Source organism: Levilactobacillus sp. FUA 3915, assembly GCF_044053135.1.
Taxonomy (GTDB): domain Bacteria; phylum Bacillota; class Bacilli; order Lactobacillales; family Lactobacillaceae; genus Levilactobacillus; species Levilactobacillus lanxiensis.
This window is the reverse complement of the sequence record NZ_CP168704.1, coordinates 2,142,616-2,167,596: the sequence shown is the minus strand read 5'-3', so window position 1 is coordinate 2,167,596 and position 24,981 is coordinate 2,142,616. Positions and strand designations below refer to the sequence as shown.

General features: G+C 51.2%; 19 protein-coding genes, 8 tRNA genes and 1 riboswitch. Of the genes, 5 read left to right on the top strand and 22 right to left on the bottom strand.

Features of this window, described 5'->3' with window-relative positions:
• Positions 1-297 precede the first annotated feature (297 nt).
• The 14 genes from ACEPST_RS10040 to ACEPST_RS09975 form a co-directional block, all read right to left on the bottom strand.
• Positions 298-2,793 (bottom strand): ATP-dependent Clp protease ATP-binding subunit, encoded by a 2,496-nt coding sequence (locus ACEPST_RS10040; RefSeq protein ID WP_204121054.1) that lies wholly within the window; start codon positions 2,791-2,793, stop codon positions 298-300.
• Positions 2,794-2,810: 17 nt separating this feature from the next.
• Positions 2,811-3,278, bottom strand: coding sequence for a CtsR family transcriptional regulator (locus ACEPST_RS10035; RefSeq protein ID WP_125765166.1), 468 nt, complete (start codon positions 3,276-3,278; stop codon positions 2,811-2,813).
• Positions 3,279-3,476: 198 nt separating this feature from the next.
• Positions 3,477-3,550: transfer RNA gene (locus ACEPST_RS10030), tRNA-Pro, on the bottom strand.
• A gap of 29 nt (positions 3,551-3,579) precedes the next feature.
• A tRNA-Pro gene (locus ACEPST_RS10025) sits at positions 3,580-3,653 on the bottom strand.
• A gap of 37 nt (positions 3,654-3,690) precedes the next feature.
• A tRNA-Arg gene (locus tag ACEPST_RS10020) sits at positions 3,691-3,764 on the bottom strand.
• A gap of 22 nt (positions 3,765-3,786) precedes the next feature.
• Positions 3,787-3,872, bottom strand: a tRNA-Leu gene (locus tag ACEPST_RS10015).
• A gap of 11 nt (positions 3,873-3,883) precedes the next feature.
• A tRNA-Gly gene (locus ACEPST_RS10010) sits at positions 3,884-3,955 on the bottom strand.
• Between the two features lie 27 nt (positions 3,956-3,982).
• Positions 3,983-4,055, bottom strand: a tRNA-Thr gene (locus ACEPST_RS10005).
• 36 nt (positions 4,056-4,091) lie between these two features.
• Positions 4,092-4,173, bottom strand: a tRNA-Leu gene (locus ACEPST_RS10000).
• 38 nt (positions 4,174-4,211) lie between these two features.
• Positions 4,212-4,284 (bottom strand) — tRNA-Val (locus tag ACEPST_RS09995).
• Between the two features lie 458 nt (positions 4,285-4,742).
• Positions 4,743-6,014: a serine--tRNA ligase gene (gene serS, locus ACEPST_RS09990; protein ID WP_203646218.1), complete on the bottom strand. Its 1,272-nt coding sequence runs from the start codon at positions 6,012-6,014 to the stop codon at positions 4,743-4,745.
• A gap of 1,214 nt (positions 6,015-7,228) precedes the next feature.
• Positions 7,229-7,861, bottom strand: coding sequence for a deoxynucleoside kinase (locus tag ACEPST_RS09985; RefSeq protein WP_203637454.1), 633 nt, complete (start codon positions 7,859-7,861; stop codon positions 7,229-7,231).
• Between the two features lie 215 nt (positions 7,862-8,076).
• Positions 8,077-9,588: an amino acid permease gene (locus ACEPST_RS09980; RefSeq protein WP_203646217.1), complete on the bottom strand. Its 1,512-nt coding sequence runs from the start codon at positions 9,586-9,588 to the stop codon at positions 8,077-8,079.
• 119 nt (positions 9,589-9,707) lie between these two features.
• Positions 9,708-9,890, bottom strand: a riboswitch (Lysine riboswitch).
• A gap of 60 nt (positions 9,891-9,950) precedes the next feature.
• The gene (locus ACEPST_RS09975; RefSeq protein WP_203646216.1) at positions 9,951-10,496 is read right to left on the bottom strand and encodes a GNAT family N-acetyltransferase; all 546 of its coding nucleotides are present in this window, start codon (positions 10,494-10,496) and stop codon (positions 9,951-9,953) included.
• A 219-nt stretch (positions 10,497-10,715) separates the two neighbouring features.
• On the opposite strand from ACEPST_RS09975, the gene ACEPST_RS09970 reads away from it, so the two are divergent.
• Positions 10,716-11,510, top strand: a complete 795-nt coding sequence (locus tag ACEPST_RS09970; protein ID WP_204121056.1) for an alpha/beta hydrolase — start codon at positions 10,716-10,718, stop codon at positions 11,508-11,510.
• 1,255 nt (positions 11,511-12,765) lie between these two features.
• On the opposite strand, the gene ACEPST_RS09965 is transcribed toward ACEPST_RS09970, so the two are convergent.
• From ACEPST_RS09965 to ACEPST_RS09935, 7 genes are all read right to left on the bottom strand, one after another.
• A complete protein-coding gene (locus tag ACEPST_RS09965; protein WP_204121057.1) occupies positions 12,766-13,434 on the bottom strand; it encodes a phosphatase PAP2 family protein in 669 nt (222 codons plus the stop codon).
• A gap of 104 nt (positions 13,435-13,538) precedes the next feature.
• A complete protein-coding gene (locus ACEPST_RS09960; protein WP_203646213.1) occupies positions 13,539-13,994 on the bottom strand; it encodes a threonine/serine exporter family protein in 456 nt (151 codons plus the stop codon).
• 16 nt (positions 13,995-14,010) lie between these two features.
• Complete coding sequence (locus ACEPST_RS09955) at positions 14,011-14,766, bottom strand: threonine/serine exporter family protein (protein ID WP_204121059.1); 756 nt, start codon at positions 14,764-14,766, stop codon at positions 14,011-14,013.
• 152 nt (positions 14,767-14,918) lie between these two features.
• A complete protein-coding gene (locus ACEPST_RS09950) occupies positions 14,919-15,566 on the bottom strand; it encodes a metal-dependent transcriptional regulator (RefSeq protein WP_204121060.1) in 648 nt (215 codons plus the stop codon).
• A 61-nt stretch (positions 15,567-15,627) separates the two neighbouring features.
• Complete coding sequence (locus ACEPST_RS09945) at positions 15,628-16,524, bottom strand: cation diffusion facilitator family transporter (protein WP_203646210.1); 897 nt, start codon at positions 16,522-16,524, stop codon at positions 15,628-15,630.
• Between the two features lie 511 nt (positions 16,525-17,035).
• Positions 17,036-17,599: a GNAT family N-acetyltransferase gene (locus ACEPST_RS09940; RefSeq protein ID WP_203646209.1), complete on the bottom strand. Its 564-nt coding sequence runs from the start codon at positions 17,597-17,599 to the stop codon at positions 17,036-17,038.
• A gap of 1,142 nt (positions 17,600-18,741) precedes the next feature.
• Positions 18,742-19,149, bottom strand: a complete 408-nt coding sequence (locus ACEPST_RS09935) for a MerR family transcriptional regulator (protein ID WP_395390714.1) — start codon at positions 19,147-19,149, stop codon at positions 18,742-18,744.
• A gap of 249 nt (positions 19,150-19,398) precedes the next feature.
• On the opposite strand from ACEPST_RS09935, the gene ACEPST_RS09930 reads away from it, so the two are divergent.
• Together ACEPST_RS09930 and ACEPST_RS09925 are read left to right on the top strand one after the other, a co-directional pair.
• Positions 19,399-20,904 carry an MDR family MFS transporter gene (locus tag ACEPST_RS09930; RefSeq protein WP_204121062.1) on the top strand — a complete coding sequence of 502 codons (1,506 nt, stop codon included), beginning with the start codon at positions 19,399-19,401 and terminating at the stop codon, positions 20,902-20,904.
• Positions 20,904-21,626, top strand: coding sequence for a DUF4811 domain-containing protein (locus ACEPST_RS09925; RefSeq protein WP_204121063.1), 723 nt, complete (start codon positions 20,904-20,906; stop codon positions 21,624-21,626). Before ACEPST_RS09930 ends, ACEPST_RS09925 begins: the two co-directional genes overlap by 1 nt.
• Positions 21,627-22,899: 1,273 nt before the next feature.
• Here the strand turns inward: ACEPST_RS09925 and ACEPST_RS09920 are convergent.
• A complete protein-coding gene (locus ACEPST_RS09920) occupies positions 22,900-23,139 on the bottom strand; it encodes a MerR family transcriptional regulator (RefSeq protein ID WP_125765197.1) in 240 nt (79 codons plus the stop codon).
• 187 nt (positions 23,140-23,326) lie between these two features.
• Here ACEPST_RS09920 and ACEPST_RS09915 point away from each other — a divergent pair, with 187 nt between their 5' ends.
• Both ACEPST_RS09915 and ACEPST_RS09910 read left to right on the top strand, forming a co-directional pair.
• The gene (locus tag ACEPST_RS09915) at positions 23,327-24,031 is read left to right on the top strand and encodes an AzlC family ABC transporter permease (RefSeq protein ID WP_204121064.1); all 705 of its coding nucleotides are present in this window, start codon (positions 23,327-23,329) and stop codon (positions 24,029-24,031) included.
• Entirely contained in the window at positions 24,022-24,354 is a 333-nt protein-coding gene (locus ACEPST_RS09910) for an AzlD domain-containing protein (RefSeq protein ID WP_204121065.1), read from the top strand. The genes ACEPST_RS09915 and ACEPST_RS09910 overlap by 10 nt, the downstream gene beginning before the upstream one ends.
• The last annotated feature ends 627 nt before the right edge of the window (positions 24,355-24,981 follow it).

The following is a 24,981-nucleotide window of genomic DNA, read 5'->3' as shown; positions in this document are numbered from 1 at the left end:
TCCACTTCCGGTTAACCGTGTCTGCGGCTAACTATGGGGCCAGCAGAAGGCTGCGGACGCTTCTACTTAGCACCAGGTCTTTTCTAGTTGAGTTCAGTTTACCACATCTCACTTATCGCTTGTTAGACCAAGTTATTTTCTAGTCAAATCGTAACAAATTCCCTAACAGTTAACTGCTCCCTGGCACAACAAAAAGCACCCGACCGTCAGCCCCACACCCCGTGGTGGCAAGTGCATGCTGACAGTCGCGTACTTTTTACTTTTTTATTTCAACGATTCTTCTATTATTTAAGGCGTCTAGTGACTGGCAACCGTCTTCTTGGCTTCCGGTGACTTCACGTTGACCGTTACTTCACCCTTCGTTGCGCCAATCGTGACCTGATCACCGGTCTTGACTTCACCGTTTAACAGAGATTCGCTCAGCTTGTCTTCGACCTGCGTCTGCAGTGCCCGCCGAATTGGCCGTGCCCCGTACTCAGGATCGAAGCCCGCCTTAGCCACGGCATCAATCGCCGCTGGCGTAATCTTCAGCTTGATATCTTGTTCAGCCACCCGGTCCACGATGTGCTTAGCCATCAGCTTCACAATTTCGTGGAGTTCTGGCTTCCGCAGTGAGTGGAAGATGACCGTTTCATCGATTCGGTTCAAGAATTCTGGACGGAATGACTGCTTCAGGGTTGCCCGGATGGTATCGGACATTGCCTTGTAGCTGTTGGCCATGTCTTCGGCCCCGAACCCAACGGTCTTTTCATCCCGCAGCTTCGTGGCTCCCAGGTTAGACGTCATGATCAAAATCGTGTTTCGGAAATCAACCTTACGTCCCTTAGAGTCGGTCAGGTACCCATCGTCTAAGACTTGCAGCAAAATGTTGAAGACATCCGGATGGGCCTTTTCAACTTCATCAAAGAGGACGACTGAGTAAGGCTTTTGCCGAACTTTTTCAGTCAGCTGGCCACCTTCGTCGTAGCCCACGTAACCTGGCGCCGACCCAATCAAACGACTGGTTGAGTATTTTTCCATGTACTCACTCATGTCGACCCGGATCATGTTGTCTTCAGAACCGAACATGGCTTCAGCCAAGGCCTTCGCCAATTCGGTCTTCCCGACCCCGGTTGGGCCAAGGAACATGAAGGACCCAATTGGACGGTTCGGATCTTTCAATCCGGAACGTGCCCGCCGGATGGCCCGAGACACAGCAGAAACGGCTTCCTCTTGACCAATAACCCGGTTATGCAAAATCTTTTCCAGGTTGACCAGTCGATCAGCGTCCGTTTGCTTCAGCTGGGTGACCGGTACGCCGGTCCACTCAGCCACAACGTCCGCCACGTCCTCACCAGTCACGTCTAGTGCGTACTGATGGGTGTCATCGTCGGTTGCGGCAGCGGCCTTCGCCTGACGCGCCTCAACCTTTTCTCGGAGCGCCATTTCTTTCTCCCGCAACTTAGCAGCGCGTTCGAAGTCTTGTTGTTCAATGGCCTTTTCCTTCTCGTCAGCCAAGTCCTTTAAGGCTTGTGCCTGCTTGGTTGCCGCCGTTGGCTTGTCCATTTGGTCAATACGCACCTTGGCTGCCGCTTCATCCATTAAATCAATGGCCTTATCAGGTAAGAACCGGTCACTGATGTAACGGGTTGATAGCTTAACGGCTTGGTCAATGGCCTCATCCGTAATATTCACGTGATGGTGGTCTTCATAACGTGGCCGTAAGCCTTGCAGAATTTCTGTGGCTTCAGCTGGCGTTGGTTCGTTGACCTGAACCGTCGCAAACCGTCGTTCAAGGGCAGCGTCGGATTCAATGTACTTTTGGTATTCGTCCAACGTGGTGGCCCCAATGGTTTGAAGTTCGCCCCGGGCCAGTGCTGGCTTCAGGATGTTCGAGGCATCAATCGCCCCTTCAGCCCCACCGGCACCAATCAGCGTGTGTAATTCATCAATAAAGAGAATCACTTGCCCATCGTTGTAAATTTCTTCGATGACCTTCTTCAGCCGATCTTCAAATTCACCACGATACTTGGTCCCAGCGACCAGTGAGCCCATGTCGAGCATCATCAGGCGCTTGTTTTGCATGTCTTCGGGAACATTTCCGGCAACGATGCGTTGGGCTAAGCCTTCAGCAATCGCCGTCTTCCCCACCCCAGGTTCGCCAATCAGAACGGGGTTGTTCTTGGTCCGTCGACTCAAAATTTGGATAACGCGTTTAACTTCCTTGTTCCGGCCAACCGTTGGGTCCATCCGGCCTTCCTTAGCCGCATCCGTTAAGTTGCGGGCTAAGGAGTCCAAAGTTGGTGTGCCGCCCTGTGGGGCCGCTGCCCCGCGACGTGAACGGGCATCGCCACGACGCTTAGGCGTGTCAGAGATGCCCAGCTTACGCAAGACAACCTTGCGGGCATCGTTCAATTCGACGTTTAAATTCGTTAAAATGCGGGATGACAAAATGGTGTCGTCACTCAGTAGGGCCAACAACAAGTGTTCCGTCCCAATCTTCGAGGCGCCCAGCCGCTTCGCTTCGTCACCGGCTAAGGCTAACATGGCCTTGGCTTTCGGTGAGTATGGCAGGTAGCTGTCTTTATCCATGTCAGCCAGCGTGCCATACCCCGTAAAGCGTTCGATCTCTTCGCGGACATCATCGTCGCCAACGGAAAATTGTTGTAAGACTTTGTTGGCGATCCCGTTTTTTTCAATGGTGAGGGCTAACAGCAAGTGTTCCGTACCGACTGCCTGGTGCTTGAAATATTTTGCTTGTTCCTGTGCCAATACAAGGACGCTCTTAGCACTCGGTGTAAATAGGTTATCCATTGCAACTCCTCACTTTCTTAACTCTCGTAACGTAGGTGATTTAAAATTGAAATCAGAATCTGGGCGCGGACACGTTCATTCAGAGCCCGGTCACCCGTATTGACGGCATCCTTATCGATTGCTGCCAGGATGATATTAGCCTCTTGCCGATTAATCGACCCAGCCTCAAATAGGCTTCGGACCACCGATAGGCCATCGTGGCGGGTAATATGGTCCCCCACCGCGCTCACTAGCGAATCGATGAAATCTAGGTTGTCGAGCAACTTGACCTTTTCAATGCGAATATAACCACCGCCACCGCGTTTACTCTGAACGACGTAGCCGTCCTGAATCGTAAAGCGGGTCTTGATTACATAGTTGATCTGCGATGGCACGACATTAAACTGGTCGGCAATTTCCGCACGCCGGATTTCCACCTGCTGAGACTCAGCCAAAATCTGCTTCAGGTAAGACTCAATAATATCTGAAATATTTTGATTCTCCATTATCGTCCCCCCTTCAGTGCAGTTCTTCTGACTAATGTTGACTAATATTATACGAACTTTCCATGAAAATGCAAAGGATTAGACCGCATTTCACCGAGAAGTTCTGGAAGATAAGCATAACAAAAAAACGGCCGACTTCCAAACAATTAGTAAGGAAGTGACCGTTTCATTTTTCGTATGTAATTCGGGATAAAAAAATCGGGAAGACAAGATTTGAACTTGCGACCCCCACGTCCCGAACGTGGTGCTCTACCAAGCTGAGCTACTTCCCGAAATAGCCCGCTGACCTTGCGTCAGTTTATCGGGAAGACAGGATTCGAACCTGCGACCCCCTGGTCCCAAACCAGGTGCTCTACCAAGCTGAGCTACTTCCCGAAAAATTGCTTATGCGGTTATTCATAAGCAACAAAAATGCACCCAGTAGGAGTCGAACCTACAACCTTCTGATTCGTAGTCAGACACTCTATCCAGTTGCGCTATGGGTGCATAATGATATTAAGTTGTTGAATGCCGAGGACCGGGATCGAACCGGTACGGTCATCACTGACCGCAGGATTTTAAGTCCTGTGCGTCTGCCAATTCCGCCACCCCGGCAAAAGGGCAAAAGCGGAAGACGGGATTCGAACCCGCGACCCCCACCATGGCAAGGTGATGTTCTACCACTGAACTACTTCCGCAAATTGGCTATTTTATTTATGGTGCCATGCCGACTAGAGGATTCGAACCTCCGACCTCCTCATTACTAGTGAGATGCTCTGCCAACTGAGCTAAGTCGGCAAAATATTTTTTAAATATTTTGCAATATTTAGTTAATGCAGGTGAAGGGACTCGAACCCCCACGTCATAAGACACTAGAACCTAAATCTAGCGCGTCTGCCAGTTCCGCCACACCTGCAACGTTGGCGAACTAACCGCCAGGGACCGGAGTCCCAATGGAGGATACAGGGCTCGAACCTGTGACCCTCTGCTTGTAAGGCAGACGCTCTCCCAACTGAGCTAATCCTCCATATTTTCCGAAACAAGAACTGATGTCCTCGTTCGAAACAACTATTACAATTTACCATGTCTAGCAGATGATGTCAACAACTTTTTTAAAATATTTTGAATAAATATTCGTTGATTGAATAACTAATCGCTTGACGACAAGTAACATTGTAGCTCATTCAGAATGAAAAAGCTAGGTTTTTTTCGAAAAACTTTGAGAAGTTTATTTCTCGCAATTCCCGGTTGGCTAGCTCATCAGCGTTCCGCGTGATGGACTAATTAACCAACAAAAACTATTTTATACGAAACCCCATAACTCGTCAACTAGAAATTACAAAAATATTCAAAAATATTCAAAAAATTGTTTCTTCACTCACTCCTCATCCCCGCATTTCGCACACAAAAAGCAGGCGGACCCCCTACCCATCACGGATAAGGAACCCACCTGCTAGTGATTCAGGCTTATTTGATTTTTAAGTCCTACTTGGTGATCTTGGTAACGCCACCCATGTAAGGCACCAGGACATCAGGAATCGTCACGGAACCGTCGGCGTTTTGGTAGTTTTCCAAAATAGCGGCCACGGCCCGACCAACGGCCAAACCAGAACCGTTCAACGCGTGAACGTATTGCAGCTTGCCATTGTCATCTCGGTATTGAATGTGGGCCCGACGAGCTTGGAAGTCCGTCGTGTTTGAGCAGCTAGAAATTTCCCGGTACGTGTTTTGTTCTGGGAACCAGACTTCCAAATCATGCGTCATGGCGGCCGTAAAGCTCATGTCGCTGGTCGTCAACGTAATCACATGGTAAGCCAAGCCCAACTTCTGTAAGAGGCTCTCAGCATGCTTCGTCAGAGCTTCCAGTTCATCCCATGAGTTTTCTGGCTTACAGAACTTCACCATTTCAACCTTGTTAAATTGGTGTAAGCGAATCAGTCCCCGGGTGTCACGCCCGGCACTCCCGGCTTCGGACCGGAATGCTGGTGTCAAGGCCGTGAACCAAACTGGCAGGTCCTCTTCAGGAATCACTTCGTCACGGTAGTAGTTGACCAATGGCACTTCGGCAGTTGGAATCAACGTCATGTCTTCGTCACGCAACTGGTAAACGTCTTCCTTAAACTTAGGGAACTGACCAGTCCCGTACATCGAGTCATCGTTGACGATGTAAGGTGGCAAGACTTCTTTGAACCCTGCCTTGGTGTTTTCGTCCAAGAAGAAGTTGTAAACGGCCCGTTCCAGACGTGCACCCAAGCCCAAGTAGTAGAGGTAACGGCTACCGGAAACCTTGGCACCGGCCTCAAAGTCTAGAATACCTAAGTCTTCGCCCAATTCGTAGTGGGCCTTAGGCGTAAAGTCCAGGTTAGGCTTCTCGCCCCATTGGCGGATTTCAACGCTACCGTCTTCCGTTAAGCCAACTGGCACGTTGTCATTGGGAATGTTTGGCAAATGCGCAGCGGCATCGTGAACCTGAGCCTTCAAGTCATCGAGGTCGGCATCAATCTTCTTGATATCGGCGCTGACCTGACGCATCTCGGTAATCTTATCGTTGGCGTCTTCCTTGTTGCGCTTCAATTGAGAAATTTCATCGGAGACCGTGTTCCGTTGGGCCTTCATGGTTTCACTCTTAACGATCAGTTCCCGGCGTTGGGCATCCAAAGCCAGTAAGCTATCGATATCAGCGGGATCAACACCCCGCGTGGCTAATTTTTCTTTAATAAAGTCTGGTTCTTGGCGAATCAATTTCAAATCTAACATACAGTTGTGCTCCTCTCTTTTTCACGGATGATACAAAAAAGGCCTCCGTCACATGGGACGAAGACCTTCGCGGTACCACCCAAGTTCGCAGCTGGTTCACCCAGTTACACCCTTGAACATGATAACGGTCTGCACCGTGCGGCATTACCCGCCCACTTTAGTTAGTGCTGGAATGTTCGACGTTGCGGTTTGCAGCTTGCCCCGCTTCTCTGGCCGTCTACTGGATAGGCACCTCGTGTTTTTGAATACACTCATCATACCGCATTTCTTTTCCAATGACAATTGCCAATTGAAAATGGGGTTTGGCTTAGTGTTCGTTCCCGGCGGCGGATTCAAGACGGTCTGCTGTGGGGAACGCCTGCGGCCTGAGAAGCGGTCCTCCGGCTCGCCTTGAAACCTCGCAAGAACCCGCGAGTTTCCAAGGTCGTCCCGTGCTCTAAACTGAGAAAATCACTCAGTTAAGACCACCGACACAGCTGCCCATCTTGATCCGCCTCTGGTCACTTAGACTGGCCACCCCATTTTTGATTGGCGTGGTCCTGGCTACTCTGTCTCACTTTGGCTGACAGTGGTAATGGTCAGCATCCCCTGCCCTGTACGCGTGTTAGACACATCTCTCATCTCAACCAACGTAACCCTAGCTGGCAAAAGCAGCTGACAGCGTCTAAAAAGGGAGTCAGAGAACCCCTACGCTATTGTCCTACCAAACGCACACTAGGACGAACTAGATGGCTTCTAGGATGTCCCTGAACAGACAGGCCATTCCACCACACTACCTACTGCCAAAGACCAGCCACCTTTGCTTAGTGCTACTGGAACCGGAAGTCACCAAATGGGCTGCCCTGTGTCGGTGTTCTCGAGGCGAGTCAGACAGCTTCTAAGACGTCTCTGAACAGACAGGCCATTCCACCACACTACCTACTACCAAACTAGCCACTTTTGCTTAGCCGGCTGACGTGACCAGAGACAGCTCAAGGTGCTCAGCTGTGTCGATGGCATTGGCCGAGGTTCTTTCTCGGCCTAGGGCATGGGACGACCTTGGAGACTGGTGCTCTTTCAGGCTTCAAGGCGAGCCGGAGGACCGCTTCTCAGGCCGCAGGCGTTCCCCACAGCAGAGCACCTTGAAGCTGGCGGCGGGAACAAAAGCCCAGCTAAGCAAAAGTGGCTCCGTGCCCGAGGGCGCGGAACCACTTTATTTTTGGTGTAGAGCTGTTTTACAGTGAAGCAATTTTTTCGTCGATCAAGTGTAAGACTTGGTCACGCGCAGCTGGGTCTTCCACGAAGTCCAGCTTATCGCCGTCGATTTGCATCTTAGGTGACTTGTCGTAGGCGTTGTACCAGTCGACGTAACGTTGATCGAGTTCTTGGTAGTATTTGTAGAGGCTGGGGTCATGGTCGATTTGTTCATATGACCGGCCGCGCTTCTTGATCCGTTCCAGCATCGTTTCAAAGGAGATGTTGATGTGAATCAGTAAGTCTGGGTTCTTCTTGTGTGTTGCGTCAGGTAATTCTTGCATCATGTTGGCCAACAGGGAATCGTAGATGTCGACTTCCGTGCTGGTGGCCCGGCCTAAGTCGGCGTTCAAATGGAAGAGCAAGGAATCCTCAAAGATTGAGCGATCCAAGACACTTTCATCATCGGCGTTAGCAGCCTTGATGTTGTCCAAACGCTTGTTTAAGAAGTAAATTTGAAGCAAGAAAGCATACTTCTGGGGGTTCTGGTAGAACAGTGGCAAGATCTTGTTGTCATCCACTGATTCGTAAAATGCTGGTTTGTTTAAGTGTTCGGCTAACAAAGTGGTTAAACTCGTTTTGCCGGCTCCGATAGTTCCCGATAATACAAGCATGCAATCTCTCCTTTAAATAACGACACGCCGGCTTTTTTCGTCCGGCCAAAATTTCAACACCACATATTGTACCAACCTCATGGGTAAAAGACAATATGTCGTGGCCATTTTCTCTCTAGCCAATCCGTTAAAAACGGCGCCTAGGCCGACTATTCGCCGACTAGACGCCGTTCAGATTTATTTAAAAATTTCGTGTGCCCACACTAATTTCTAGTTTAATCGTTTGAAGTAGCATCCGCCTTAACTTCCTTTAACGTGCCTTCCTTATGAACGGGGGCAACGTCAACTTCGCTCAGCGGAATCAACTTGGTGTGCTTCTTAATCTTGTAGCCAATGTACAGGACTAAGACCAATGGCACACTGATATAGGTGACTAAGACTTGTTCCCAGTTACCTGAGAAGAAGGATTGTGGGTCCTGCCCAACAATCACAGCCACACAGAGAATCAACGCCAGGATGGGTCCAATTGGGAACCACTTTGCGTGATAGCTCAGTTCGGACAGCTTGTGTCCTTGCTTGATGAATGCTCGACGGAACCGGTAATGTGACAGCGCAATCCCGAACCAAGCGATGAACCCGGTCAACCCACTAGCGGCAACCAGCCACATGTAGATTTGCGGACCCGCAATACTACTGATAAAGGTCAAGGCAGCAACAATGGTCGTGGCGAACAAGGCAGGATAAGGAATCCCGTTCTTCCCAGTCTTTTCGAACAATTGTGGGGCGTAGCCTTCCTTAGACAGGGAGTACAGCATCCGCGTGGAAGCGTACATCCCCGAGTTGGCAGCGGAAATTACGGACGTTAAGATAACAGCGTTCATCACACTAGCGGCAGCGGCCAAGCCGGCACGCTGGAAGACCAACGTGAAAGGACTGATGGCGATGTCGGTTGCGGAAGAACCTAACAGATCCTTACTGGTGTAAGGTAATACGGCGGCAATCACAAAAATAGCTAAAATGTAGAATAAGATAATCCGCCAGAATACGGAATTGATGGCCTTGGGAACACTGTGTGCTGGATCTTCAGATTCACCAGCGGTAATCCCAACCAATTCAGTTCCTTGGAACGAGAACCCAGCAACCACGAAGACACTCAGGATTGCGGGGAAGCCCCCAACGAATGGGGCCTTCTTGTACGTGAAGTTTTCCAAGCCAGTGGCGTGACCACCCATGATTCCCACGATGGTCATTAACCCAACGGCTAAGAAGACGAAGATGGTGACAACCTTGATCAAGGACATCCAGAATTCCGTTTCACCAAAGGCTTGGACGGCCAAGGCGTTGATCAGGAAGACGATGCCTAACGCAATGGCACTCCAGATCCAGCTTGGGACCCCGGGTAACCAAAACTTCATGACCAGTGCGGCAGTTGAAATATCAACGGCAACCGTAATGGCCCAGTTGAACCAGTAGTTCCAGCCCATGGCAAACCCTAAGGCTGGATCAACGTACTTGGCTGAGTAAGCAGCGAACGAGCCAGAGATTGGCATGTTCGTGGCCATTTCACCCAAGCTGGTCATCAGGAAGTACACCATCAGACCCATGGCAACGTAAGCCACCAGCGCACCACCAGGCCCGGCCGTTGAAATAGCCGACCCACTGGCGACGAATAACCCGGTCCCAATACAGCCACCTAACGCGATCATTGAGACGTGACGTGTCTTGAGGCCCCGCTTGACCTGATCAGAGGCCCCGCTGGTTGTTGCGTTTGTCATACTTTGTTCCATAAATGTTTCCTCCTTCTTATTTTAGAAGGACTTCCTCGAAACGACCCAGTGAACTAAAAAATCTCCTTCGCAATAAAAGCCCGCGAAAGAGATTGGAAAATTCATTATTCCAAGTCAATATCGTTGAAAGCGCCCCGCAACCCCTATTCGGCTGCGACAGTCCCTGATTTATTCAACCAGGACCCAACCTACACGCTATGTCCTCACGTGCAGGTTTCGGCGACCGCCCCTTTTGCTTTCCGTCTGCGATGTTGACCCATCTCAGGAAAGCGACTCTTGTTGGTCGCACCTCTTCTATTCGATACTCTGTAGTATACGCATCCCTACCAAATATTGCAAGATGAAATTTCGATTAGAATGCATTATTTTTCTACTGGTTGCAGCGTCAACCGATACAAAGCCTGTGGGGCCACGGGTTCACCCGTGATGCTGGGCCCGACAAAATGGTCCAAGACCAGCTGAAAGCCTAACTTTTCTAAGACCCGGGCCGACCGGTGATTGCTGAGGTAGCAGGTTGCCCAGACGGTCTGTGGCTGCTGACTCGCCTGCCGGACCAGTTGCAGACTGCCGTCCAAGGCTTCGGGCATGATGCCCTGCCCCCAGTCGATGGGGTCCAGGAAATACCCCAGGTCATACTCACCTGTGCTTGGCTCACCCGCGTCCCCGGTGTGCTGATAAAATAAAATCGTCCCCATGAAGCGGCGCGTCGCCTTGTCTTCTATGGTAAACGCAAAGGGACTTTGGCGGTCGGCCGCCAACCACCGTTTAACCTGTTCCGGGTCCGCATCGGCGGGTGACCCGTTCGCCGCGGCCACGGCCGGCAGCGTCAACAGGCGTTGATACCCCGGGAAGTCACTCTCAGTCAGCGGCCGTAACCGCACCCGCGCCGTCTCACTCATTTTCTCCATCACCTGACCCCCTCATTTCTCATCATCCCCGCACCACGCAACTTGTCAGGTCACTACCTAACCCGTTGGTGAATGCGGTATACTTTAAGGTGAATTCGTTCGGCCAGTCCATCGGCGACCGAACCCCGTTTCGTTGACAGGAGCCACACATAAATTTGCGACCGGCCGTGCCCACGAAACGTTTAATCTTATCATGACTTATTTTGGGAGGTTTCGCAATTGAAAACAATCACTTTGCCACTCGCGCCCACGTCCAAGGCTTACTTACAAGGGTATCTGCGCGAGCCAGCTGAAGACACAGGCACCTATCCCGCCATCATCATCGTTCCCGGCGGCAACTACACCCACATCCCTGAACAACAGGCTGAGGACTTGGCGTTAGCCTGGTCAGCGCGCGGCTACCAGGCCTTCTTCCTGCGTTACACGTTCGTCGGCGAAAAGACGCCGCTGTTGCCCACGCCCGTCGTGGAACTAGCCAAGGGAATGGCCCTGCTTCGGCGGAATGCCAACAACTGGCAGATTGACACGGATCACATCTTCGTGGCCGGCTTCTCCGTCGGCGGTCACATCACCGCGCTATTCAACGACCTGTGGCACGACGAGGCCTTTAACAAATTAGCCGGCACGACGCCCTACGAAATCAAACCGCGGGCCGTCATTCTCGGCTACCCGGTCATCACACCGGCAGCGGGCTACCCCACGGATGCAGCCATGCTGGCAAAATGGACGGATGATCCGGCCAGCATCGCAGCGGACAAGCTCGTCAACAGTCGTAACGTCGCCACCTTCATCTGGGTCACTGCAGAGGATCCCCTGGTGCCCGTGCAAAACGCCTTCGACTACGCCCAAGCTTCAATCGCGGCCAACGTGGATACAGAGCTTCACGTCTTCCATCAGGGCCCTCACGGCTTAGCGCTAGCCAACCGTGTCACGGCTTGGAAGCCGGGGACGGCGCTGCCACACGTGGCGCACTGGGTCGACCTAGCCGAAGAATGGCTCCACGAACTGGACTAACACTTCCGCGTCTTGACTCGCCTTGCCGGGCGGTGAAAATGGTGTCCCGCTCAGTCCGTTCCCGGCGGCGGATTCAAGACGGTCTGCTGTGGGGAACGACCCCAGCCTGAAGAGCGGTCTGGGGTCTCGCCTTGAAGCCTCGCTAAAAATCGCGAGTCTCCAAGGTCGTCCCGTGCTCTAAACTGAGAAAATCACTCAGTTAAGACCACCGACACAGCTGCCCGTCTTGATCCGCCTCTGGTCACTCACGTGGTGCGAGACATTTCACCGAATTAGGCTGACACAGTGTTAGACTAATTCGGTCCATTTAGCGTTTCATTGGTAGGTACATTAATTTAACAAGTTGATTTTTTCAGACGCCTTCACGCATTTTTTTACGTGGAGGTGTTTTTCTTTTTGCTCTAGTCCCTCTTCAACACCATTATTAATGACTGTCAGAATTTTAGACAGTCAACTGGTATTCGTTCAATGGACTCCAACTTTACCACAATAACATCATTTGTACGGGCTAAACCTGTGTCAACCGCAGGGATAGTGCAAAAAGACCTGTTGTATAAGTGACCAGCTATGTCGATAAAAGCCCACTCCTCCGACTGGAACCGGCCCACTGATCACTAACGGAAACATCAGAAGATCTATACTACTCACCACAACACCGTTTCTACGGGCTAAACAAGTGTCAGCCGCAGGGAGGGCGAAAATATCCCCGTTGCAGAAGTGACCAGAGGCGAGGTGCCTAGCTGTGTCGATGGACTTGGCTGAGGTCCTTTCTCAGCCTAGCCCATGGGACAACCTTTGAAACCGCTCTTTGGCTCAAAGTTGAGGTGAAAGCCCACTTCACAGGCTGGAACCGACCCACTGATAATTACCAATGGAAAAGAAGATCTATACTGCTCACCACAACACCGTTTCTACGGGCTAAACAAGTGTCAGCCGCAGGGATGGTGAAAATACCCCCGTTGCAGGAGTGACCAGAGGCGAGCCAAGGTGACCAGCTGTGTCGATGGACTTGGCTGGGGTTCTTTCCCAGCCTAGTTCCATGGGACAACCTTTGAGACCGCTCCCCAGGCTCAAAGTTGAGGTGGAAGCCCGCCCCTCAGGCTGGAACCGGCCCCACAGCAGGGCACCTTGAGCTCGCCGCCGGGAACGGACGCGTCACGGTATATTTTCACCATCCCGGAGGCGCAATCCAACAACAATTTAGCCCATAGAAAAAACGTGTCAGCCACTGGAAAAAGTGGTTGGCACGTTCTCGTTAAATTTCAGATTTTTTCAGCAAAGGCCAGTGTTGCATCATCGGCGCTAAGCGAATGTACAGCCCCTCTGCCACCTGTAACCACAGGTAAGCCAACAGAACTGCCCCAATCGTATCCGTTGGGAAGTGGGCGTTTAAGTACACCCGGGAGATCATGACCAGCACCATCCAGACGATGAGGACGATCCGGAGCAGCCAAGCTTTCCAGGCTGCCATGATCATCGGCATCAGGATGACCCAGATCATCGCAATCAGCAGGAAGGTGCCGAATACGTGACCACTGGGGAAACTGTAGCCGTCATCGATGGCCAGGTGACCCGATGGCCGCGCACGTTTAACCAGGCTCTTAACCAGGCTGGCAATAACGTCCCCCCCGGCCAGTGTCGCCAGACACCAGAGCGCAGGAATTTTGAACTTGAAGCCCCACAGCAGGAACGCCAGAATCAACACCCAAATAATGTCCAATTTTGGTTCCGCTAGGCTCGTTACTCCCCGATACAGCAGCGTTTTCCACCCCGGTTGGTTCTTCTGAATCACATCGACGATCGATGAATCCAGGAAATCCACGTAGGCGTTTTGCGCCTTTATGTAAACGGCCACGACCAAGAACAGCACGGTGGCAAGCGTAAACTTCCACGGCCGATCGCGGTCCTTATTAAATAGCATCATGATTATTTATTCCTTTCGTCATACCCGATTCTGGGAAAAACCCCTAGCAATGAGTATACCACCCCACACCTAAATTTCTAGGCTTCTCCCCAGTATTAACACTTTTATAAACGCTTCCGGTGCCGCCAGAAGCGGCGTTGAATCCGGTTGACCAATTCCGAGAGGAGAAAGCCAAAGGCAATCGCCCCGGAAATCATGACCACCTGAAGCAAAAAGACTAGCGCCGTGGAGTTATTGCCCAGCGCAAAGTTTTTGATCATCTGGTACGCCTGACCCCCGGGCACCAGCGGCACAATGGCCGGGATGTTAAAGAGAATCATCGGCATCTTTTTTAATTTAGCCGCCTGCAGCGAGGCGACCCCAATCGCTACGGCGCCCAGCAGGTTGCCAATCACGTAACCGCCACCCCACAACACGGTGAAGCGGTACAGCACATAGCCCAGCACCCCAATCCAGCCACCCACGTTGAGTGCGCGCCGGGGGATGTTGATGAGGATGCCAAAGGCAAGCGTGGCCACGTAGGTTCCCGCCACTTCGATGATAAATTCTAAGACCGACATGCCGCTTCCTCCTCACTCATAGAAATTGTAAGACCATGGCGATACCAAAGCCAATCGCGGCCGCACTCACCAGAGCCTCGACGCCACGGGCGGGCCCGCTGACCAGGTTGCCGGCAAGGATATCGCGCACCGAGTTGGTGATGGGCACCCCGGGCACCAGGGGCATGACGCTCCCAATGATAATGTCATCGACACTATTGCCCAGGCCTAAATGCACGAACACCACGGCCATCACGCCAATGGCGGCCGCCGCAGTAAATTCGGACAAGAACCGAATCTGAATGAATTTATTCAGCACGTAGTAGACCCACCAGCCCAGCATCCCCACCAAACAGGTAATCCAGAAGTCTGGCAGATTGTGCCGGAAGACTACTTCCAACGGTCCACTGACCATGGCCGCGGCCACCAGCTGAAGCCAAAACGGAAAGTACCGACTGACGCTGTCCAGATGGTCCAGCCGGTCGGCAAACTGGCGCAGGTCAATCTTGTGATCGGCGTACTGACGCGACAGGTCGTTGACCACGGCAATTTTTTCCAAATCAAAGGTCCGGCGCTTGACGGGTTCAATCTGCGCCCCCACCTCGCCGTTGATGGCCATGAGAATCCCGGTGATCATCACGAATAGCTGACTGGTCTGGGCCCCGGCATTGTGAGCGATGCGGGTCATCGTGTCCTCGACCCGCTCGATTTCCGAGCCATTTTCAATCATGATTCTGCCGGCGGTAAGCGCGGTGTGTAAGATTAATTGGTCCCGCTTTTTTTGACTACTCATCCCGGTCCCCTTCTCTTTTTAGACGTTTCGACTATTATACGGCATGGCGCCCAGCTGGGGGAATACAGAATTTAACATTTACCAAAAATTTCTAAATCTAGCCAAAATAAAAAGTCCGCAACCGAGGTCGCAGACTAACCAAAATTTCAGGCTTATTTGACGAAAATGTAGTGGGCCGCCTTGTAACTCACGATGAGTTCGGCGTTGTCCGTCAGGTTTTGCACCGTTACGGGACCCTCGAACGGATCGTGTTTCAAGACCTTCAGCTGATCCCCGATATCCAATTTCAAATCACCCAGATAGGTTAACAGATCATGGTTATCAATGAATCGGTCGACCGACACAATTTCTCCGTCGGCGGCATCGTTTAACACGGTATGACTATCTTCATGGTAGTGGCCATAACGGTCGGGAATCACGCCACCATGGGGACAATGCGTGGGGTTCCCCAACATGTCGTCCAGGGCATTAACCATTTTGGCACTCGTCACGTGTTCCAAAACCTCAGCCTCATCATGCACGTCAGGTAAATCATAATTCAGCTTCTCGACCAAGAAATCTTCCCAGATTCGGTGCTTACGGACCAAATCTTCCGCCAGTCGAATCCCTTTGTTGGTCAACGAAATCCCGGCGTAGGGCGTATGCTCGGCCAGGCCTTCCGCGGCCATCTTGTTGACCATTTCCGTTACGGAACCGGCCGCAATATTCAAGCTAATGGCAATTTGTTTGTTGGAAACCTTTTTCTGTTTGCCACCCAACTCGAAAATAATTTTTAAATAATCCTCCTTCATCGGAGTCATCACAGTTCACCTCATCTAGATTGTGTCTCATTTATACCGCGAATTTCCCCGAAGTGCAAGGCTAATCATGCCGCCAGTCGTTCTGATCATAGAATAAATCTTCATCCTGGCCCCGTCGGCACTCGGCCTGAATCGTCACGTGGTTCACCCCATACTTGTGACAGAGTAGTGCTTCAATCTGCCGGTAGATTGGTTCGATTTTGCTCAAAGGCAGGTCGTCCATGTTCACGTGGACTGAGAAAACAATGTTATTCTCATCAATTAACCAGGCGTGAATGTGATGGACCCCTTCGACCTCGGGCAGTTGGCAGAGGTCGTGGGCAATCGCATCGTAGTCCAGCTTCGGTGAGGCTTCCATCAGGATACCAAACGTCTGCTTGATGATGGGCCACGACTCGTACACGATGTACGCGGCCACCAAAATCGTAATCAACGGGTCGACCCAGCTGATCTGCCAAACAGTGATCAGCACGGCCCCCACGATAACCCCCACGGAAGCCAAGGCATCGCTCAGCAGGTGCAGGTATGTGGCCCGAATGTTCAGGTTGTGCTTGGCGCCGTGGTTGAGCAACACCGTGGAAAACAGGTTGGCCAGGAAACTAATGACGGCCACCAGTAACATGATGTCCCCCTTGACCGGCTCCGGATGTAGCAAGCGCCGTACGGCCTCACCCGCCAAAACCAGGGAAATGATAACCAACACGCCGGCATTTAACAGCGCCGTTAAAATCTCAGCGCGGCGGTACCCATACGTGTTGCTCCGGGTCTGACGGCGACCCCCAATGCGGTGCGCCGCGTAACTCAGTACCACGGAGAACGCATCCCCTAAATTATGAAACGCATCGGACAGCAGTGACAGGCTCCCAGAAAATAGGCCCCCCACCAATTCAAAAATCGTAATGACCACATTTAACACGGTGACCAGTAGGAACCGACCGCCCGACAGACTCTTCTCCAATTGCTCCGCCCCCATTACCTTGCTACTCTCCATTATCGCAGAGTTTAGGGTAATTGAAAAGCCGGTTTTCGGCGAACCTCACGTTTTTGTTGGTTCTTGGGTCTTGTGTCTTGATTTCGCCTCCGGGGTCCGAAAAAATGGGCCGTGACGCTGTGGGCGGACGGTTGAAGCCTAGGGCGGTCTTCAACCTTACTTTGAGCCGCCTGAAGCGCGTCTCAAAGGTATCCCTTGTCTAACCGGCAAAGCCGGTAAGACAACTCCCACGGCTTAGCCCATTTTTTCGGACCCCTGCGGCTGAGACTGGCTTAGTCCTCTCGCCAACCTGCTCTTCCGATAATCACTACTTTTCATATGACCATAAATTCATCTCAGCAATCACCTTGTGGTGGACTAGCCCCTACGAAAAAAGGGTCGATTCCGCTGAAAGCGAAACCAACCCTTTACTATAGTAGATTTAAGTTTATTTTGGTGTCAGTCAGCGGTAGCCAACTCCGTCAGGTCAGTCGTTGGACTACTTAACCGTTTCGGTCGTTGCCAGATGTGCTGGCTTAGCGTTGGCCGTTAACCGTTCGTAGGCAAAGTCGGTCGTACCGGGCATCCCCGCTGCGGCTAAATCAATCGTCCCAGTTTCACTGAAACCGCTCTTCTTGATGATGTGTTGCATCGCCATGTTTTGGGGATGCGTGTCGATCCGGATGCTTTCGATAGAAGCAGCGTGGTCAATTTGGTCAAATAACCGTTGGAATAATTGCCCGGCCAGACCACGACCGTGATGGTGGCTAGATACTGCTACGCGGTGAATAGCCAAGTATGGGGCCTGCTTGGTCAGCCACTGACCATCGATCTGTTTATAGGTTGGATCCTCCCCGGGAATCAATGCAGCGGTCCCTAAAATTTCGTTGTTTTCTTCCAAAACAACGGTCCAGCCTTGGTGAATGTCATCAACTAAGATTGACGTGGTGGGGTAAGCCCCCTGCCATTGGTCAATTGCTTGGGCAGCGAGTAATTCTCGTCCGTCCCGGATAATCGATTCAATTTGTGGTAAGTCAGCCATAGTAGCTTGTCGTAACAGCATGTGTTAACACCATCCTTCTAGTTTTGTTTTAAAGCGATTTTGTAATCTTAACACGTTCGCCAAAGAATACAACAAAATAAATTCGCTTTTTCTAAACATTTTCACTAGGAAGTCATGAAAACTGACAACCACGCGATTTCCGGCTAATTTAGCTTCTCATTTTTCGTTCATTTTCTTAAGGTTCTTTCATGTTTTCACAACAACTTCAGTCCCTTAACGCTTATGCCTACATGGTAACTTTAGTCTTTATATAATTGTTGTTGGCGCCCCGTCCATTATCCATAGAAAATATCCCCCGCCCGGTAATCCTAATCTAGACCAACAACAAACCGCAGGACCGGTGGACTTGTTTCGGTCTAAACCTATGTTAGCCGTGAGAGCAGCGTAAATGGGCTCAGCCGTGGGAGTTACCTTACCGGCTCTGCCGGTTAGACAACTGGTATCTTTGAGACGCGCCCTTGGCGGCTCAAAGTAAGACTGAAGACCGCTTCCCAGGCTTCAGTCGCCCGCCCACAGCGTTCCGGACCATTTACGCTGCTGAATTAGAACAACACCAACAACACACCGTAGGACCGGTGAGCTTGTTTCGCCCTAAATCCGTGTCAGCCGTGAGGGCAGCGTAAATGGGCTCAGCCGTGGGAGTTACCTTATCGGCTCTGCCGGTTAGGTAACTGGTATCTTTGAGACGCGCCCTTGGCGGCTCAAAGTAAGACTGAAGACCGCTTCCCAGGCTTCAGTCGCCCGCCCACAGCGTTCCGGCCCATTTACGCTGCCCGGTAAGGCGGACTCCAACATCAATTTTAGGCCGACAAAAAAGCCCATCCGAGAACTTTCTAAACTCGGATGAACCTAGCGGGAGCAACGGCAGGCGAGTGAAAAATAAAAAATGTTATTTTTCATAAAACACGTCGTTTTAGTTTCACGATTGCTTACGCTGACATAGTGCCAACGTAGTCCATGCGCAAGATAAACGCGCTATTACTAATGGTTATTCGCCTGGTTTCACAACACGTCAACAACATGATTGACCACCAATCCAGCCAGAAGATCGATTGGTATCGAAAGTTTTTTCTGCCAACCACCAAATGCTCTCCCGTGTCTTCAGATTACCATTCTTACCGGCGATAAACAATGAAATCGCCCTATTTCGTGCTAGCAATCAGCTTAAATTGCCATTTACCGTCAATTCGTTCAGCAACTAGGTCTTTGCCGGGCTCCGGATCAAAGCCACCCAATTTAATTTCAGTGTGTTCCGCGTCGATGTCCATTGTCACGAAACGTCCCTCAAAAAAGGACCGCAGCATGTCAAAGTAAGCACCCCGCCGCTTCGCTTGCTTCACGGCACCGGCTAAAGTATAGCCGTCGTCCAAGTACGTTTTAATCTGTTGGACCTTCAGCACCGTCTTATAGGAAAACTTACGGTTCTTCCCATCGCTGGAGCTCTCGCTGTGAATGTAGCCCTTACTCTCCCAGTAGCGCACCTGGCTCTGCGACACCCCGGTTGCTGCGGCCACATCGCCAATTCCTAAAATTAGTTTTTCAATTGGCATTTTTTTTAATAAATTTGAGACATCTTCGTTCATGTACGTAACGTCCACCCTTCGTCATGGCTTTAAGAGAAATTCAATTATAGGTTAAATGAAAACGGTTGTAAAATTTAGGAGTTCTTCTCAGATTCATGTATCCTTTTCTCTAATCAGTATAGATATTTTAAAAAGGATGTCAAGCTAGTTGACAAAGATAGCGAATCTGCGTATAGTTATTGCAGAATTAATTTTAAGAAAAAGAGGGAATTATAATTGGGAAATGCAATTGATACCAACGGGAAATCCTACAACCGGACGCTATTAGTCGTCCTGCTGTTGATTGGAACTTTCTGTACGGTACTGAATCAAACTATCTTAAGTACCGCCTACCCAACTCTGATGAAGGCCTTTGATGTTTCGACCTCCACCGTACAATGGTTAACGACCGGTTTCTTACTGGTTAACGGGATCATGATCCCAATTAGTGCGTGGTTACTCACGACGATCAGTTCAAAATGGCTGTACATTGGGGCCATGTCGACCTTCTTAGTCGGTACCATTCTCTGCTGGTCCGCCGTCAGCTTCCCAATGTTGCTGATTGGCCGGCTCATCCAAGCCGTTGGGGTCGGGGTTTCCATGCCATTACTGCAAACCTTGATGCTGACCATCTTCCCCGCTAACAAACGTGGGACCGCCATGGGACTTGCCGGAATCGTTATCGGCCTGGCACCCGCCATTGGGCCAACCTTATCCGGGTGGGTCATTGATAACTGGACTTGGCGTGACCTCTTCGGGATGATTATTCCAATCGTTGCCGTGGTTGTTATCGCTAGTTTCTGGATCATGCACAGCGTTCTGGAAACCCATAAGGAACCATTGGACATCTTATCTGTTATCTTATCCACGATTGGTTTCGGGAGTATGCTGTACGGGTTCTCCTCCGTTGGTGACGACGGTTGGGGCAGTGCCATTGTCCTCTCCACGTTAGCCATCGGGTTCATCTTCGTGGGCCTCTTCATCTGGCGTCAATTGACCATGAAGGATCCATTCTTGAACTTCCGAGTTTACAAATCAAAAGAATTTACCATCTCCGCAATCCTGAGTTCCGTGGTCAACATGGCCATGGTCGGGGTTGAAATGGTCATTCCCCTTTACCTCCAAATGGTTAAAGGGATGTCGGCCTTCCATTCTGGGTTGACCCTGTTAGCTGGGGCCCTCATGATGGGGATTATGAGTCCCATTACTGGGCGCGCATTTGACCGTTTCGGTGCCAAACGCTTAGCCACGATGGGGATGTTCCTCTTAACGATTGGGACCTTACCATTCGTCTGGATCACCAAGGATACGTCAACGCTGTACATCGTCTTGCTGTATGCTTTGCGGATGTTTGGGATTGCCATGGTCATGATGCCTACGACCACTGCCGGGATGAATGCCTTACCACTGAACATGATTTCTCATGGGACCGCCGTCAACAACACGCAACGGCAAGTCGCTAGTTCTGTTGGGACCGCCATCCTGATCAGTGTCTTGACCAACGTGACTAAGGGGCAAATGCCAGCCAAGCACGTTTTGACGACCAACCCGTTGAGCTACGCCAATGGCGCTATCAACGCGACCCTGTCCGGTTACCACGCCGCCTTCTGGATTGCCGTTGGCTTCTGTGTGGTCGCCTTAGTCGTTGCCTTCTTCATGAAGGGCAGCAACCACTCCGTCCATTTAGCCGATAAGGATGCCCAACAAGAAAATGCGGAAGCTACCGAAGGAGGTGCCGCCTAATGATTATCTTTGCACTGATTATTTGCGCCGTCCTGTCCTTTGTCTTCTACGTTTACGTGCAGAACCGGCCACTCAGTAATATTCTGACCGCCGTTGCCGTTATCGGCCTGCTGACTAGCATCTTCTTCATGGTGAAAAATGACCATGACCACTACGGGATGCACCAGGTCACCAAGACCTCGACGCAACAGATCTACACCGCTTCCCCCTCGAAGCAATTGCCAATGATGCTGTACCAACCCATTGGCACGGCCAACAAGCACCAGGTCTACGTTTACAAGACCAGTGCCAACGCCAAGAAGACCAGTCACACGGCCGCTAAGGTCACGACTAAAAACGTGGTCAAGCGCACGACTGGCACCAACCGAATCGTCACGAAAAAGACGTACTGGGAATTCAAGAATAACGCTGCCAGCTTCTGGTTTGGCCTGTCCGGTAACGGACACACCTACGTGAAGGAAACCAACACGATCTACATCAACAAGAACTGGACCGTGTTGAGTGCCACCCAGGCTAAGCAATTGCAAAAGATGGCGAAGTCCAAGAGCTTCCAAGCTAAGCAAAAGGCCGCTGCGACGGTTTACGTCAAGAAGGCTGTGATGGCCGCCATGGCCAAGAACCCAACCATGTCCGCTGCGCAACAGAAGCAGGTCACGCAACAGGCTGCCGCTGCTTTCCAAGCACAAGCGATGAAGCAGTTGATTGCTCAGATCAAGAAATAAGCATGATTAAAAGCACGTTCAGTCCAATCCCGTGAGGTTGGTCCGAACGTGCTTTTTGCATCCGCTGATTGATGATCGTTGGCAACATGGTCTCTCGCCAGCGCCTTACCGGGCGGGCAAAATAAACCGTGACGCTGTGGGCGGACGCCTGAAGCCAAAGTGCGGTCTTCAGACTTGCTTTGAACCTCTAAGAACCGAGTTTCAAAGACACCAATTATCTAAGTGGTAAAGCCCACCACTAAGATAATTCCCACGGCTGAGTTTATTTTGCCCGCCCTCACGGCTCCTATGGTATGGAATGGCAACTTTTGCGGTGGATTGGCTGCAGCACGCCATCATCCTCCTTTACGTTGTGATAGCAGCAGTAATCACTTCTAAATTTAGCTTATTTAAGCAACTACAACTAAAGTAGTTCAAACACAACCTATCACAAGACTTCAAATCGAGAAGGAATTCCCAGTACCCAGTGAAAAACGAAAAAAACGAGCGGCTTTCCTCGCCAATGTGAGCGACCAGAGGCAGCTCAAGATGCTCAGCTGTGTCGATGGTCTTGGCTGAGGTTCTTTCTCAGCCTAGTCCATGGGACGACCTTGGAAACTCGCGGGCCATAGCGAGGTTTCAAGTCGAGCTGGAAGACCGCCCCTCAGGCTGGAAGCGACCCCATAGCAGAGCACCTTGAAGCTGTCGCCGGGAGCGCAGTTCAAACAACATTAGGATGAAAAGAACGAGCTGCTTTCCTTTGCCTGTGTGAGCGACCAGAGGTGGTTTTTCGGACTACGCTGTGTCGATGGCCTTAGCTGAGGTCCTTTCTCAGCCTAGCCCATGGGGCGACCTGGGAAACTCGTGCTTTTCGAGGTTTCCAGGCGAGACGGAGGACCGCTTCCCAGGCCGCAGTCGTCCCCCACAGCGTGGGGAGCAAAGGACCACCATTGGGAGCGCAGTTCAACACTAGGACGAAAAAGAACGAACTGCTTTCTTTGCCAGTGTGAGCGACCAGAGGCAGCTCAAGGTGCTCAGCTGTGTCGATGGCCTTGGCTGAGGTTCTTTCTCAGCCTAGTCCATGGGACGACCTTGGAAACTCGCGGGCCATAACGAGGTTTCAAGTCGAGCTGGAAGACCGCCCCTCAGGCTGGAAGCGACCCCATAGCAGAGCACCTTGAAGCTGCCGCCGGGAGCGCAGTCAAACACAAGGCAAAAAGAAAAGCAGCTCACGGGCTGGACCCGCGGAGCTGCTTAGTGGTGCATTTTACCGATTCATTACCTTAATTACTTGCTAGTTCACCTGAGTTAACTGCGTTTGGCCCTTACGGCAACGTGGTAATAACCCGGATAAGTCGTCTAAAGACGTTCCGTTATCCTGAAAACATTGAATCATGTCGATCCAGTACAAATCTGAATCATCGAATTCCGTGACGGAATGTTCCTTCCCTAAAAGTCCATTCTTCACGTAATCCTCAATGCGGCTTGCGTCAACGTGTGCTGATGCTGCCAATTCAGTTAAGTTCATCTTCATCGCCCATACCCTCACTTTCATTCAATATCAATGAGAGTATCATACAACCACCTTTACCGAAATGCAACCTTTTCAGTTCAAAAAATTTACATGACAATCTTACAGATAAATTACGGGTTTACGCAGCCATAAGTTAGCGCTAAACTTGAAATTAAAAACTAATTAGAGAACAGAAAGGAAGTCTCTTATGAGTCCTTCACTCACCTTTCGGACCGGGGTTCGCGACGTCCTCCCCACCGTCTTTGGTTACATCGGGGTGGGCCTAGCTTTTGGCATCGTCGCCCACACCAGTCACCTGAGTTTGTTAGTGGTCGCCGGGCTCTCATTTGTCGTCTACGCCGGCTCCGCGCAATTCATTATCACCAGCATGCTCCTGCTTCATGATCCGCTATCTGCTATTTTTATTTCGACCTTCCTGGTAAACTCGCGGATGATTCTGATGAGCACCAGTTTGGCCCAGTATTTCAAACACGAGTCCCTCACGCGTAACCTCTTGATTGGAACGCTGGTGACCGACGAAACCTTTGCCCTAGCCATGAACAAGCAAAATAAGACCAACGGCAAACTCAGCTTTGCCTGGCAGTCCGCGGCCAACGTGGTCGCCTACTTGGTCTGGGGCCTATCGACCGTCGTCGGCGCCATCCTCGGCGGCCTGATTGCGGACCCCACCCGTTTTGGCTTTGATTTCGCCCTGACAGCGATGTTCATCGGCCTGGTCTACTTACAACTGATTAGTGACAAACACCTGGGAATGACCCTGCAATTGAGCGTCATGGCCTTCGTCGTGCTGGCCTATTACTTCCTAATTGGTGTCATGAGTCAAAATTTTGCCCTGCTAGTGGCGACCGTCGCCGGCTGTCTATTTGGAATGGAGTTGAAAAAATGTCGATAAGTCTAACTGAGCTCTGGGTCATCCTGGGTTGCGGGGCCATCACCGTCCTGTCACGGGTGCTCCCGTTTGCCTTTGTCAAATCACTGAACCTGCCAGCGTGGCTGATCAGCTTTCTCTCCTTCGTGCCCATCACCATCATGACGGCGCTGTGCTGTGAGAGTCTATTCGTCGCTCACGCGGGTCATTTAGCCACACTCAACGTCGCCAACTGCCTGGCAGCCATCCCCGCCACGCTAGCCGGTGTGCTGACCAAGAGCCTCCTGATGGTGGTCGTCGTGGGCATCATGGCCATGGCCGTCCTCCGCTACTTCTCTATTGGGTGAAATGGCTGTAGTAGATTGTTACAGACCGTTCCCAGCGGTGGGCTCAAGGTTGCCTGCTGTAGGGAACGGCTCCAGCCTGAGGAGCGGTCTTCCGCCTCGCCTTGAAGCCTGAAAACCACAGTCTTCAAGGACGTCCCATGCTCTAACCTGAGAGAACCACTCAGGTAAGACCATCGACACAGCTGTCAACCTTGACCCACCTCTGGTCACTGACAATCTGTTACACCATTTCAATTGAGCGTAATCTATGCATAACTAACCTGACAACCTAACAAAGAGCGACCACAATCCTCTGGATATAGAGAATTGTGGTCGCTCTTTGTTTACGCTTTATCATCATTGGCAGAACTTCTGGCGCACAAGCTCAACTGTGCCTATACTATTAGGAACAAAGACCAAACAACTATAACTAAACCCCATAACAATTAGTACCTCAAGCGTGATGTCTAAGCGACCAGAGGCGGGTCAAGGTGCCCAGCTGTGTCGATGGCATTGGCTAGGGTCCTTCCCTAGCCTAGGGCATGGGCCGTCCTTGGAAACTCGTGGTTCTCAACGAGGTTTCAAGGCGAACCGGAAGACCGCCCTTTGGCTGGAGGTGGGCCCCCACAGCAGGGCACCTTGGTCCCG

Coding starts and splice junctions, on each gene's coding strand:
- ACEPST_RS09920 (WP_125765197.1), bottom strand. CDS start 23,139: ATGAAGATGAACTTAACTGAATTGGCAGCATCAGCACACGTTGACGCA.
- serS (WP_203646218.1), bottom strand. CDS start 6,014: ATGTTAGATTTGAAATTGATTCGCCAAGAACCAGACTTTATTAAAGAA.
- ACEPST_RS10040 (WP_204121054.1), bottom strand. CDS start 2,793: ATGGATAACCTATTTACACCGAGTGCTAAGAGCGTCCTTGTATTGGCA.
- ACEPST_RS09925 (WP_204121063.1), top strand. CDS start 20,904: ATGATTATCTTTGCACTGATTATTTGCGCCGTCCTGTCCTTTGTCTTC.
- ACEPST_RS09935 (WP_395390714.1), bottom strand. CDS start 19,149: ATGCCAATTGAAAAACTAATTTTAGGAATTGGCGATGTGGCCGCAGCA.
- ACEPST_RS09975 (WP_203646216.1), bottom strand. CDS start 10,496: ATGGAGAAAATGAGTGAGACGGCGCGGGTGCGGTTACGGCCGCTGACT.
- ACEPST_RS09955 (WP_204121059.1), bottom strand. CDS start 14,766: ATGAGTAGTCAAAAAAAGCGGGACCAATTAATCTTACACACCGCGCTT.
- ACEPST_RS09940 (WP_203646209.1), bottom strand. CDS start 17,599: ATGCTGTTACGACAAGCTACTATGGCTGACTTACCACAAATTGAATCG.
- ACEPST_RS09950 (WP_204121060.1), bottom strand. CDS start 15,566: ATGACTCCGATGAAGGAGGATTATTTAAAAATTATTTTCGAGTTGGGT.
- ACEPST_RS09965 (WP_204121057.1), bottom strand. CDS start 13,434: ATGATGCTATTTAATAAGGACCGCGATCGGCCGTGGAAGTTTACGCTT.
- ACEPST_RS10035 (WP_125765166.1), bottom strand. CDS start 3,278: ATGGAGAATCAAAATATTTCAGATATTATTGAGTCTTACCTGAAGCAG.
- ACEPST_RS09980 (WP_203646217.1), bottom strand. CDS start 9,588: ATGGAACAAAGTATGACAAACGCAACAACCAGCGGGGCCTCTGATCAG.
- ACEPST_RS09915 (WP_204121064.1), top strand. CDS start 23,327: ATGAGTCCTTCACTCACCTTTCGGACCGGGGTTCGCGACGTCCTCCCC.
- ACEPST_RS09960 (WP_203646213.1), bottom strand. CDS start 13,994: ATGTCGGTCTTAGAATTTATCATCGAAGTGGCGGGAACCTACGTGGCC.
- ACEPST_RS09910 (WP_204121065.1), top strand. CDS start 24,022: ATGTCGATAAGTCTAACTGAGCTCTGGGTCATCCTGGGTTGCGGGGCC.
- ACEPST_RS09985 (WP_203637454.1), bottom strand. CDS start 7,861: ATGCTTGTATTATCGGGAACTATCGGAGCCGGCAAAACGAGTTTAACC.